Raw genomic sequence first — 13339 nt, forward strand, 5'->3', positions numbered from 1 at the left:
GGCGCAGGCATTGCGAGTGGCCGAGGTGAAATTATCAGGGCTGCAGCGCACAATATCCAGTGCCCGCCGGTTTATTCGGGCAGCGGGTAGTGCTGTCGCAGGTAGTTGCCGAACTGCACTGCACCGAAAGAATTGAGGTGCTTGCCGTCATACGTCAGCAGCTTACCGGATGTGCGATCGGCAAAATGATACTCGCCGTCAAAAAACAGCGGCCTATAGCTGAGATAAACTGCGCCCAACGCCCGGATATGCTCCGCGTATTCGCCGTCGAGAAAGAACGGCTCGTCAACCAGATAGCGTTGCAGATGGTCTGCCCGCTCTGGAAATCGCAGCGCCTCTATCTCGATATCGATCGGTGTAATTTGGTTTGTAATGTGGAACTCCCCTGTCAGAAAGACGGTTTTACCGGCCTGCCTGAGGCGCGCGACCGTGTCCAGGGTAGCGCTTGAGCGCCAATCTTTAAGATCCAGCGCAAGGAAAATTATATCTTCAGGCGGTGCATCCAGCGCTGCCCTCAGTCTGGCTTGATTAAATTGCGGGCAGTCGGGGTAGAAGAGGCTGGCGCTGGCAGTTTCCGAAAATACCGGAATGCACCCCATTGCGTACGATGCCTGGATATGGGCATCCGGGTAGGCATGTTTTAGTGCCGGATAAATGTCCAGAACTCTGGAGTCACCCAGCAGCAGGATATTTTTCTCACCCGGCTCGCGCTCGCCACAGAATAATTCGGCGGCGGGAGTACAATTTTCCTCCAGAAACGTTTTGCGACTGCGCATATCCTTGTGCGGATTGACATCGATTAGTGCCTGTACTTTTTCGGGCATACGTGAGGGCCAGCCGTCGCTGGTGATAAGCAGTGTGCTGGTGACGGCTATCACCGCAGCGACACCTGCGGTAACGATCAGTACTCTGCCTGAAGACAGGCCACTCGCAGTGCGCCTGCTGGCCTGCCGCAGGCGGTATCTGCGTTCCACGGTTCGATTCAAGACAGCGGCCGCCAGTGCGATGGTGGCAAAGAGCGCGCATTGTTCAAACACCGACAGGCTTGCTCCGAAATATGCGCGGTAAAAAACGATAATCGGCCAGTGCACGAGATAGAGCGCGTAGGAGGTTTTGCCCAGCCAGGACATCACCGGGTTCATCAACAGGACTCTGGCGACCGCCGAAGGGCCGGCCAGCAGTACCAGCACCGCGCCCGTTATGGGGATCAATATCAGCAGACCAGGCAGTGCCATGAGGTCGTTAAACTGAAGGCATCCATACAGAATCAGGGTGAGGCCTACCGCAGTGGCCGAGCTGGAAATGCGGGGGGAATTCTGTAGTACAGCCACGCTGGGAATTGTGGCAGCCAGTCCGCCAATGGCGAACTCGTAAAACCGCAGTGGTGCCAAATAGAATGCGGCGGAGTGATCGCGCTCAAGGACGGCTTCGCTACTTGCCGTGCCGAGAGTAGCGATCCCCGCCAATACGGCAATGACACCCTTCGAGCCTGTAAAGTGGTAGGTGAGCGCCAGCAGCAGCGGATAGACAAGATAGAATTGCTCCTCAACGCCCAGTGACCAAGTGTGTAGCAGGACGAACTTCTCTGCCGCCGGGGCCCAGTAACTGGTTTCGCTCCAGAAGAACATATTGCTCACTGACAATAGGGCATAAACACTCTGCTGCGCAGTTTGAACAAGCGCAGCGGGCTGCTGTAGGTACATGGCCAGTGGCAGGACTATCGCAACTGTGGCTACCAGCGCGGGTAGAATCCGCGCGCCGCGTCGAATATAAAAATCCGCGAATGAGAACTCCCCGCGATGGAGGTCCCTGATGATAATACGGGTAATCAGGTATCCGGAAATGACGAAAAAAACATCGACACCAATAAAGCCACCGTCAAATGTCGCAACACCGAGATGAAAGAGAATGATTGCGAGCACAGAGACCGCTCTGAGGCCGTCAATTTCATGGTGATAGGTGTTACTGGTCATGGTGTCGTTATGCAGTCTCGCAGCCAAATAGGGCCTGTCTCATGCGCGCCGAACATCGCAGAACAATGCGGCAATCTATCACTGCATTATTCAGAGGTGCCCTAGGGTACAGGTTTGGGCAATTGCGGTATACGGTATTGCTTTAAGGAGGCCCAGCGTTCTTCGCTGGTTCAAAGCGCCTGTGACATATTTGAAAGCCACACGGTTTGATAGGGCGTCAGCAGCAGTTCCTCATCGTGCGCGGTGTACTGTTGCAGGCTGATAAGATCGTACCAGTTTTCAGTGTTGTCGAGATTGATATCCGTCAGAGGAAGCTTCTGCTCCGTATTCGAGATATTGCTGACACAGAAAATGTGTTGCTGCTGATCCATACTTTCCCGCCGGAAACCGACTATACCCGAGCCCAGGTGCAAGGTGTACTGCACGGCGTTGGGGTGAAAGGCCGATTGCCGCCTGCGGATGGCCAACAGTGTCTTCAGCCGGGAAAATACCTGGGAGTGATGGCTGCCGGTTTCGGCCAGTGCCGCACCCAGCTCATTCATGTTCCATTGATGCCTGTTGATCGCGCGGTAGTGCCCGCTATTTTCGACCCGTTCGTAATCGTTGCGCGTGCCCAGCAGGCTGTGAATGTAGATGCCGGGAATTCCCTCCAGTGCCAACATGATGGCATGCGCACAGATAAACCGCTCGATGCCCCACTCATCAGTGCCCTCGATCGTGCCCTGCAGTGCATCCATCAGCGATATATTGATCTCGTACGGTTTGCGCTGGCCACATTCCAGCGCGCGATAGGATACGTGGCCACCAAAGCCCTCCATTGCGGCAATCAGGCGTTCCAATTCAGTATCGGATAACAGGCCCTCGGCGGGACGCAAGCCGATGCCATCGTGCGAGGCGATGAAGTTAAAGTAGGCGGTACCGTTCTGCGCCGGCGGCATACTCATCATCCACTGTTTGAGGTAGCTGCAATCGCCGGTGACCAGGGCGTAAACCAGCAGTGGCGGCAGCGAAAAATTGTAGACGCAGTGTGCTTCGTTGGCATTGCCGAAATAGGAGAGGTTCTCCCGGTTGGGGATATTGGTCTCTGTGATCAACACGGTATCGGGCCGCGCGTATTCCACCAGTGTGCGCAGCAGGCGCACCACCTCATGGGTCTCTTCGAGGTTTAGGCAGGTGGTGCCGGGAATCTTCCACAGAAAGGCCACGGCATCGAGACGAAAAATACGGATGCCCATGTCCAGATATTGTCGAATAATCGATACAAACTGCTTCAGTACTTCCGGGTTGCGAAAATCCAGATCGACCTGATCGGGACTAAAGGTGCACCACACATGCCGCTCGCCATCTACCGCAGTGACCTCCTGCAGTAGCGGCGTCGTTCTCGGACGTACCACTGCGCTCAGATCATCCTGCGGACTGGCCGTAAAAAAATAGCCCTTACCGGGCTCTCTGTCCGCCAGAAAGTTCTCGAACCAGACGCTGCGTATAGAGCAGTGATTGATCACCAGGTCGGCCATCAGATCATAGCTACCGGCAATGGCCCGAATATCGTTCCAGTCACCCAGGCTTTCGTTCACGCTGGAGTAGTCGAGTACTGAAAAGCCATCATCCGAGGTCCATGGGTAGAAGGGGAGAATGTGCACGCCGCTGACAACGCCCTCTGTCCATTCGTCGAGAAAGTGCTTGAGCGTCACCAGTGGTTTTTCACCGGCAACCTGCAAGCTGTCGCCATAGGTGATCATCAGGGCATCGCCTTGATCCCAGTGATTCGTGTGCTGCAGCGGTTCGGCCGGAGACTGGTCCAGGCGCATCAGGGAAAGCAATGCCTCGGGCAGGCCTTCGAGATCTGCGTTCAGCGGGTTCTCGTGATAGATCTCCCGAATGTGAAGTCGGACCCGCTCTAGTAAAAAATTTACTTGTTCCCTATTGTCTGGCATATCGTTCAACCCGCCATAAATTCGGCGTGATCATCTTCCACAGCATTTTTGAGTTGTTCCAGCACATCGGGAATGGCACTGATCACCCTCGACCAACTCGGGATGAAAGGCCGCTCCATGGGGTTCTCAAAAAAGGCTTCCCCGGCTTTGATGATATTTTCCGCGAACAGCTCTACGGCCTGCTCCTCAGCGTGAATATCCAGCGTCAGGCCGTTCATCACCGCGTCGTTGTGGTAAGTCTCGACAAAGTCCAGTGCGATGCGATAGTAGGTGGCCTTCAGCGATCGGAAGAGTTCGGTATTGAACGTGACGCCGCGTGTGGCCAGCTTCCGAAACAGGGCTTTGGCAATATCAATCGACATCTTGGACAGGCCGGAACTGTCGTCTGCCGGTGACAGACTCTGGTGCTTGTGGTCGTAGATATCGGCGATGTCCACCTGACACAGGCGATTCTTGGCGTAGTTGCGGTACATCTCCGAGAGTACCCCAATTTCCAGCCCCCAATCACTGGGAATCAGAATGTCGTTGAGGACGTCGCGGCGAAATGAGAATTCTCCGGCCAGCGGGTAGCGGAAGCTGTCCATGTACTCCAGGTATTCGAGGTCTCCGACGGTTTTTTTGAGGGCTCGCAGCAGCGGTGTCACCAGTAATCGGCTGACGCGTCCGTTGATCTTGCCGTCTGCCACGCGTGCGTAATAGCCCTTACAGAATTCGTAGTTGAAACGCGGATTGGCAACTGGATAGATAAGGCGAGCCAGCAGGGAGCGGTTATAGGTGACAATATCACAGTCGTGGAGGGCGACAGATTCCGAGCGGTTGTTCGCCAGTAAATAACCCATGCAGTACCAAACATTGCGTCCTTTACCCAACTCCCGCGGTGCCAGCCCATGCTCCTGCAGCTTGGCATCCAGCGCCTGCAACCGCGGACCGTCGTTCCAAAGTACGCGGTGATGCTGTGGCAGGCGGCCGAAAAACTTCAGCGCATTGCGGTACTCGGCCTCGTCTGCCCTGTCCAGGCCAATCACAATTTCCGTGAGATACGGAACCTGCACCAGTTCATCGATGATACCGGGCAGCGCGTTACCCCCCAGCTCAGAGTACAGTGAGGGCAAGATCAAGGCCATGGGCCTGCGCTTGGAAAACTCGATCAGCTCCTGCTCGAGATCCTGCAGTGATCGGTTCGAGAGATTGTGCAGGGTAGTGATGATGCCGTTCTGATAAAAATCACCCATGGCGGTAGTACCTCATAACGTAATTCCTTTTGCCTGTAACCATTGTGATACTCCTTCGGCCCATCCTGCCGGACCGAAGTGTTGGCTGTGAATGACAGCATCTTTTCTTGTCAGTTCGGGAAAGCCGTGCACTGGCGAGCGGATCAGCAGGGCGGTGTGTGCTGCCTCCAGCATGGGCAGATCATTTGCGCTGTCGCCGATAGCGATGTCATCCATCTCAGCACCGGGCTGATATGACTGGTACTGGTCTCGCAGCCAACGCAGTGCCGCTCCCTTATCGCAATTTGCGCTCACTGATAAAAAACGTCCGCCCCTGAAGATAGTTGCACCTGCCTGCTGCAGGGACTCGATAAAGCGGGCTTCACGCTGGGCCGTGCCCAGCCACCTGACAGGCTCGCTGTACAGTCGATCGTTCGCCGCCTCTGCCTCGGTCTGAGAGAGCCCGGTCATCTCGCGGATCCCGGCAACGCCGGCGCTGTAGAATGAATCAAATTCACCGGGGTACTCCTGTGCCAGTTCAGCCAATATGGCCAACCAGCGGGAACGCGGTGGCGCCATTTCGTACAGCCAGTAGTCGCCCTTTGTTTCGGTGCCAGCCGGTTGTGCGGGCAGAGAGTGCATGGGAATAAATACTGCGGCGCCATTTTCCACGATGAATGGGTGATTGTTCCCCAGAGCGGAGCGTAACTCAACGATCTCTGCACGGGTTTTGCTGGACGTCAGGATCAGTGGAATGCCCAGACTGTCCAGCACCTCAATCATCGGTAGCGCATCCTCGAAACTATAGCTGTAGTGGTCCAGTAGTGAGCCGTCGAGATCACTGAAGACTAGAGACGCCGGCGTATCGCCGCTCATGAGAAATCACCCGCCTGCTCGCGATGAGTGTAAGCGACAACCTGCCGCTCCTTATTCAGTTCAAACAGGTGGTTCACCTTGTCGGGTAGTGATTCCAGGCACTGCCGGGTTATGCGTTCGTAGTGCTGAATGAACCTGAGCAGGGCATCGTCGTTCATCAACTCATGCGCCTGCCCACTTGGGAGGATAGCGGCAAGTTTCTGCTCCTGCTCTCGTCGCCACTCGAACACACACTCAAACGATGGCGCGCGTAACATGATCCACTGATCGACCAGTGTGTAGAGTGCGTGAAACTCTTTGCCCAGCAGGGTATTGCTGAAGTTGCGCCAATGTCCACCAGCGTCCTCGGTTTCCTCCAGCGCATTTATCGGGGCGGAGAGGGAGGCTGAGGGTTGCGCTTGTGCCCCGAGGCACCAGCCCTCCAGCAGTACAATTTGAACCGGAGGACAGACGTAATCCCAGTTGGAGGGAGGGTGTCTGTCATCCACGGACTTGTCGAACCGGGGTACCGCCACCGGCTCAGTGCGTTCTACATCGAGTAATTGCTCGAGGATTTGACGCAGGAGTGCCATGTCATGGGTGCCGGGAACGCCACGCGTTGCCAGCAAGGGGGTCACAGATTTGGCGAGCGCCTGTCGCTGTGCTTTGGTGAGGTAGAAATCATCCAGTGAGAGGGCAACGGCCTGTAGTTGGTGCTCGGCCTCGAATGCAGAGCGCAAATAATCGCAAACGGTTGTTTTTCCAGAGCCCTGGCAGCCGTTCAGTGCGACGAGGATCACACGATCTGCGCTATTTTGGTGCGATGCCAGTTTCTGCACCAGTGGAGCGAACCATTTATGTGCGGTTTCGAGATACGCCGTATTCAGTTGATGCCGCTGAATAAAGTCTTCCTGCCATTGTGGGATGCGGCGTTGCTCGGTTGCTGATGTCACAGGGTGCCTATTATGGACAGTTTGACTCAGAGTAAAGCAGAATTCGTGCCAAGGACAAACCTGGCATAAGGCGCCAGCGCGTTGGAATATTGTCCCGCGCTCAATTCGCCTCGCCGGCGCGAGCGTTGCCACGGCGCCAGCGCATGATCGCCAGCAACACCACGAGCCCGACGGCGCTTGTCAGTAGTGAGGTTATCTGCAGCTGTGCCACGTAGGGATCTCGGAAGGACTCCAGCAGGCCCTTGGCGCCGTCGTGGAGTACGAGGTAGAGCAGAGCAATCTGCCCGTCAAAGCCTCGCCTTCCGTCAAACCACATCAGGAACAGGCCAACGGCCAGGGATGCTGCCAGAAAAAGGACGTGTAACGGCAGCACGGGCAGGCTCCGGTGTACGGAGGACTCTATCAGGCCATTCTGTAAGTGAGCGTACCAGACCTGGCTGCCGGGCGCGTAACTGAGGCACAGAGCGCTCTCACAGGGCGCCCCGGTACAGCAACCGTTCATCCAGCAGCTGATGCGCACTAGCGCAAAGCCAAAACAGACGGTAATTGCCAGCACATCGAGGAAACGGGCCAGCGGTAGTTCCGGCAGTATCCAGCGTTTCAGCAGCGGACCGAATGCGACCATCGCCAGCAGCGCACCCGGGTAGCGCAGGCCACCGCGTAATTCGTGTGAGAGCGGCTGGAACAGTTCCCACCCCCGGACATAGAGTGAAAAGACTTTCGCGCCGAGGAAGGCAACAATGGTCAGTAATACGAGCAACACTACTGCGCGCGCAGCCCGTATGCCATCCTGTCGCAGGTACAGAACAAAAAACAGGATGCCGAATACTGAGACGGGCATGAGCAGCAGCCGCAGTGCTTCTATACCGAAAAGGCCGTGTGGGTACATGTTGGTCTCTGAGGAAAATGGCAGGGAATACGCGTGGCCTCAAGAAGCTACGCGTATTCCGGTTGGAGCGAGTTTAGCAGCCGATTGGTAGTCCGTCGCAGGCATCGCCCCTGCCGTTGCCATCGCTGTCCAATTGATCCGGATTTCTAATCCCCGGGCAGTTGTCTACATCGTCCAGCACTCCGTCCATGTCGCTGTCGGTGATCGGATCACAGGCGTTGCCGATGCCGTTACCATTGGTATCGATTTGTGAGTCGTTCTGAACAGCCGGGCAGTTATCGAGCCCATCCAGCACACTGTCCTCATCCCTGTTGATCCCCATACGCACGCCTGAACCGGGAGGGGCACAGGTGTAGGTGATCGGGCCTTCGGTAGCGGCGTAGCCTCGCAGGGTAGCATCGCTGATGACTTCATCGGTGTCGGAGCGGAACTGCCCATTTGCCTCGCGGACCCAGCCGCGTTCAACACCACTAATTGTACCCTTCGCGATCAGGTCGCATTCCTTCACGGTGCCACCAAGTAACAGCGAATCAAAGTCTGTGCTGGCCCGGCTTATCAACAGGTCGATACGCGGATTTACAACAGCACCGTTGTTGGCTGTCAGCGTTACCTGTTGACCGACCACGGGTGCGAGATCAGTAGGGAACTCCATCGAGAATGCCTGCAGGTTGATCTCTTCTGTGTTGTTGACACTGAAGACGCCCGCTTCGAGGAAGTGATCTACAGTATCAACAGAGCCGTCATGCAGGAAGCCGAAGCCGCGGACCTGGTCTCCCGTATGCACTGAATCACTGGACAGGCCGAACATGCCGACTTTGTGATAGAGGTTGCGCATATGCGGCACTTTAAAGTTCTGCGTTTCACCTTCGAAACTCTGCTCGCCGCCTGTGCCGTAGAAGCCCTGTGCTGGATCCAGTGTGTGGCAGCCGTCGCAATTTGTCACTGTATCCGTGGCCCGTCCAAAGAACAGGTCCCTGCCGCTCTGGGCGGCCGGCGAGAGCGAGTTATCCAGCGCGCGTATTGGGTTGGGCGGCAGCATGAGCTGAAGTGCGAAATCGGCAAATTGCTGCATCTCAGTGGTCGTAATCGTGCCCTCCATCCCCACAAGGCCTTCATAGGCCACAATGAAGTTTCGGAAGGATGAATCCTCGGAGCAGGGGGCCCCGCTCGATTCTGCGCAGGAATCCGTACCGAAGAAACCGTCCACCCGGTCACCGCGCCAGTGCATGCCGCCGTGCGTTGCCATGCCGCGCAAAGTCTGTGTCGTCATGGGCCCCTTCATGGGATGAAAACTATCCGCTCGAGGCAGAAAAGCTACGGAAGAAGGCTGTGTATTGACTGTCACGTGGTCATCGGGGTTACCCAGGTTCCAGGCCAACTGGTCCATATCGCCAAAAATATGGCAGCTGCTGCAAGAGGCCTCGCCATTGCCCGATGTGGCAAACGCGTCATAGAGGAATTTTCTTCCATCGACCACTGAAGCGGGTTCGGGGTTGTGCAGCCCGTGGGTTTCGACGGTGGAATTGGTGTCCAGATCAATTACCTCGACCTGGTTGTTAAAGCGTGTCATTACGTAGAGGCGATTGTTTGCCTCATCCAGCACCATCCCGCTGGGGCCACCACTGGTGGAGATGTAGTTGGCGCTTTGCGCGGTCGGGTCAAAGTCGCTCTCGAAACTGGCCGCTTCTATATCTTCGACATCGAATACCCCGATTTTGGCAGATCCGAAGGCGGCTACGTACAGCGTTTCACCATCGCTGGAGACAACCGGTTGTAGCGGTGTAGCCAGGCTGTGGTAGCGCTGCGCATCGATCGCGGCGTGGTCCGCTCCAGCATCGGTGTGAAGTTGTGCATAGTCGATGTGCTGGTTCAGGTGCTGGACATCCACGCCCCCGTTCGCAGGGTTGAGTACGGTGATCCGGGATTCTGAAAGACGCCCCTGTACGGTGCTGCCAGCGTGAATACCCGGGCCCTCAAAGTTGATGTGATTCGGCAACTCGGTATTGGTAACGTACACTTTGCCGGTAACCGGGTTCACGGCCAGGTTAAACAAGATGGTGCCGACATGGTCGTACTCGACGATGGAGCCTGAGGCCAGTGTGTTCGCGTTAATAGAAAAAACATCGTGGTCCGGCAGGTTGAAGTTGACCTTGTCACTCCAGTCCGTGCCTTTGGAATCCACCCATTTACTGCCATCGTACTTGACGATTACGCCTACTTCGGGTGCCTGGCTGCTCTGCTCACAGGCGGCATCGCCGTCGTTTTGCCAGCAGTTATTGCTCGGCCCAGGAACGCCGTTGGCACCAAAACCGTCGGGAACCTCTGTTTCAATGATGGAAGTCGTCTGGTTACCGGAGTGGAAGGCTGCGACATACACCGTGCCGCCATCGGGTGTCACGGCCAGACCGCGCGGTGTGTCGGCGAAGAAACTGAGGATTTCCAGCGGTGTACCGCCAATGGTCGTGCCGAGATTACCTGAATCAAAAACCCAGACATCCGCTCGGCCTATTCCCTCGGTGCTTAATTCGGGACCGCCAGCACCGGGTACGGATGCTATCGAGCTGTCAGAGCGCTGCTGACCGCGGTGGGCTGTAGTGATAAAGGCACGATTAAAACCCGTGCCTGCAAACACAATATCGCGAGGTTCATCGCCCACCAGCAGGGTACGCACGACTTTCGCCGGGCTGGCGGAAAGATCGATGATGCTGACGCTGTCTGAAAGGTGGTTGACAACCCAGATTTCGTTGTTGGTGCGCGCCGCTACTGCCACCGGCTCCATGCCGACGGGAATGGAGCCGGTGTGAGTGAGTGAACCGTTATCGACGGTAAACACCTCCAGGCGGTTGTCGGGTGTGTTTACTGCCAAAAGTTTGGTGCCATCTGGCGTGGTCGCAACCGGCCGGACGTGCCCGCTCTCAAAGGTGATAAATGAGGGCTGCGCGATACTTGGAGTGGCCAAGACTCCCATCAGCAGCATAGTGCTCAGCAGGTATCCCGCCAGACGGGACAGCGGGCGACGGCAGAATCGAAAGTTCGTCATCTGATATTTCCTCTTATTTTTTTGGCCGCAGAACGCTGCGATACGTTGGGGGTATCAAATGAGCGAAACAGGGCAGTAGTACACTTATTGTTAGAGTGATCTGCAGTGCAGGCTAACATATTAGCATGAGCGTTAAGTAACTTTTTGTGAAATCGGGGAGGGTGCCCAGCGAGAACGGCTGTTCGGGTACATATTCTCAACCGCAACAAACCCAAATGCGTGATGGAGTCTGCAAAGAAACTGGCTTTGTTCCGATTGAGCATAGCTACCCTCTGGAAAAACGAAGCGAGCCAGCTCCTGCCTTGTTGCCACTTCGACACAATCCCCGGCGCGAGTTGTTGGTTATTCCCTCAGCTACTCGCACTAAGGTCATCCATCCCTGTCAGGTTAACGACGCAAAAATCGTACCGAAAAAGTGTAAGTCTCTGATATATAAGATAAACAGCTGTATTCCAGGTGCCCGTCCGGCGCCGGGTGTAAAAAAAGGTGTCACATGTGATGTGTCAGAGGTAGTTGCCGTATGTGGACAGGTACTCTTGATAGAGCTGTTTTTCGCGGGTGGTGTCCAACCCGAATGCCTGTGGGCTGTAGCGGTGTTCGCCGTAAAGATTGCGGGGTCTGCGCCTCAGGTATTCACGCATGCTGACGCGGGCCTCGTGGGTCAGTTCTCGCCCGAGGTGGGCGTAAATCGCGCTGACAACGGATATCGGGTCGGCGCAAATGGATTCAAAGCTCACGTCAATGAACTGGCCATTATCCAGCGCCTGGCGCGCGGCCATGCCCCGCTGCACCATTTTTGCACAGTGCTCCAGCTCACCCGTGCCCGTCGCTATAGTGTCGCTGTTGGTGCTGAAGCCACGGCGTAATGTGTTGGTGAGGCTGGAGAATGAGGCGACCGCCTGCAGTGGGCGGCGATGGGTCCACACAATAGACGCATCAGGGTACTGCGCCAGAAGGTAGTTCAGCGATGTCAGGTGCGCAGGCGTTTTCAGCACCCAGTGTTCGCGAGCAGTGTCTGTCTGGAGGTGCTGCAGAAATCGGGCGTGCCAGGCATACGCACTGGTCATGTCCTGCTCCAGTACCCAGCTTCGATACCGGGGTACGTTGTACATGTAGCCAAACTGTTCGCTAAAAAAACTGGATGCAAGCATATAGACACACTCCTGCGGCAATTGCGCGCCAATGGCATGGATCGCCTGAAACCCCGGAGTCAGTTTCTCCAGCACGCGCAGTAGGCGGTCAACTTTCGCTATGCGTTTGTCGCTGTTATAGGTTTGTGCTGTAGGTGGTGGCAGTGGTCGCGAGACCTCCCAGGTGGCGGGTGAGCGAAATGATGGATCCTGTGTAATTAATTCGTGGAGAATAGTCGTGCCGGTCCGCGGAAGCCCGAGAATGAAAAGTGGCTGTTTGATCTCCTGCTTTGCAACCTCCGGTCGGTTGGCGCGGTAGTTAATAATTCTCAGGCGCACACACAGGTGGTCCAGCAGGTTGTAGTAAGCGGCGATGCGGCCCACCTGAGACAGACTTGCCTGTAAATTCAGGGACGCGACAAGCTCATTCAGGGCAGGCCTGAAGGATAAGTCTCCCCAGGTATCCAGCCCCGTGCGCCGTTGTGCATGTTGTATCAAGTGATTCGCGTTGAGCTCGGGTTTGACGATGTTCATTCGCTCGAGATGCTTGCCCAGTGTATTGATAAGCTGGATGGTTGTGGCGGGGGCAGGTGGAACGTTCAAATCTCTAGCCTTGGATTGACAGGAAGATGTAGTGTAATTGTTATCGAGAGAAATTTATCGGTAAAGTTAGGTTGCGGGCAGTACTCGCCGTCCGCGACACTTTATATGCTGTCTTCTGGCCCTTTGGAGGGGAAACCAAATGCACCCACCGCGCGCACTCGCCGTGTTGTTCTTGCTGAGCGTATCTGCTGCTGCGCTGGCACAGTCGCCCTATGCGATCAATGGTCTGCACACTGATATGACACTCGCCAATGCTGTCGCCCAGGCGGAAAAGCTTGGAGGCAAGTGTGAGGTCAATGAGACGCGCGCCGGGAAGGAGGACGACATTACCGTTCACTGTAGTTATGGCCATTGTAGCAACTCCGGTTCAGCTTCCGGGTGTGAAGCAGGTGGTGCGGCTGGCACCGGGCTGATGTTGTTCTCTTTCCCTATATCGAGCATCACCCTGATCGCGCCCAATGACGCCTCGCCTCTGACGCGAATTGTCATGGCCTTCGAAGGTGACACTGACGCGGTCGCAGAAGGGTTGCTCGAAACGTTTGGTCCGACAGTCGCTGAAGGTGCGCCCACCGACAAAAAGACCTGGAGCAAGGCGCGGCGTTGGGGCTGGGTGGAAGGACAGTATCGTCTGGGTCTATTGAACTCTCCGCAGTTGATTATTCTCGCTACCGACTCGAAGGCGGCACCGCCAGACGCAGAAGCTCGGTCTGAGGCGTCACGCTGACTCGATTGGGATGCCTGGAAGCCC

General features: G+C 56.0%; 9 protein-coding genes. 1 reads left to right on the forward strand and 8 read right to left on the reverse strand.

Annotated elements, in window-relative coordinates:
- Nucleotides 1-71: 71 nt before the first annotated feature.
- From AC0L6S_RS20500 to AC0L6S_RS20535, 8 genes are all read right to left on the reverse strand, one after another.
- Complete coding sequence (locus AC0L6S_RS20500) at nucleotides 72-1973, reverse strand: acyltransferase family protein (RefSeq protein WP_473425968.1); 1902 nt, start codon at nucleotides 1971-1973, stop codon at nucleotides 72-74.
- 170 nt (nucleotides 1974-2143) lie between these two features.
- Entirely contained in the window at nucleotides 2144-3910 is a 1767-nt protein-coding gene (locus AC0L6S_RS20505; RefSeq protein WP_473425969.1) for a sugar phosphorylase, read from the reverse strand.
- A 5-nt stretch (nucleotides 3911-3915) separates the two neighbouring features.
- Nucleotides 3916-5142, reverse strand: coding sequence for a glycosyltransferase family protein (locus AC0L6S_RS20510; protein ID WP_473425970.1), 1227 nt, complete (start codon nucleotides 5140-5142; stop codon nucleotides 3916-3918).
- Nucleotides 5143-5154: 12 nt separating this feature from the next.
- On the reverse strand, nucleotides 5155-5997 hold the full coding sequence (locus tag AC0L6S_RS20515) for an HAD-IIB family hydrolase (protein WP_473425971.1): 843 nt from the start codon (nucleotides 5995-5997) through the stop codon (nucleotides 5155-5157).
- Nucleotides 5994-6929, reverse strand: coding sequence for a hypothetical protein (locus AC0L6S_RS20520; protein WP_473425972.1), 936 nt, complete (start codon nucleotides 6927-6929; stop codon nucleotides 5994-5996). The genes AC0L6S_RS20515 and AC0L6S_RS20520 overlap by 4 nt, the downstream gene beginning before the upstream one ends.
- 100 nt (nucleotides 6930-7029) lie before the next feature.
- Nucleotides 7030-7818: a prolipoprotein diacylglyceryl transferase family protein gene (locus AC0L6S_RS20525; protein ID WP_473425973.1), complete on the reverse strand. Its 789-nt coding sequence runs from the start codon at nucleotides 7816-7818 to the stop codon at nucleotides 7030-7032.
- Nucleotides 7819-7891: 73 nt separating this feature from the next.
- The gene (locus AC0L6S_RS20530; RefSeq protein WP_473425974.1) at nucleotides 7892-10858 is read right to left on the reverse strand and encodes a thrombospondin type 3 repeat-containing protein; all 2967 of its coding nucleotides are present in this window, start codon (nucleotides 10856-10858) and stop codon (nucleotides 7892-7894) included.
- A gap of 503 nt (nucleotides 10859-11361) precedes the next feature.
- Nucleotides 11362-12591, reverse strand: coding sequence for a sulfotransferase family protein (locus AC0L6S_RS20535; protein ID WP_473425975.1), 1230 nt, complete (start codon nucleotides 12589-12591; stop codon nucleotides 11362-11364).
- Nucleotides 12592-12730: 139 nt separating this feature from the next.
- Here AC0L6S_RS20535 and AC0L6S_RS20540 point away from each other — a divergent pair, with 139 nt between their 5' ends.
- The gene (locus AC0L6S_RS20540; protein WP_473425976.1) at nucleotides 12731-13315 is read left to right on the forward strand and encodes a hypothetical protein; all 585 of its coding nucleotides are present in this window, start codon (nucleotides 12731-12733) and stop codon (nucleotides 13313-13315) included.
- Nucleotides 13316-13339 lie beyond the last annotated feature (24 nt).

The sequence above is a fragment of the Halioglobus sp. D3-4 genome (assembly GCF_055809315.1).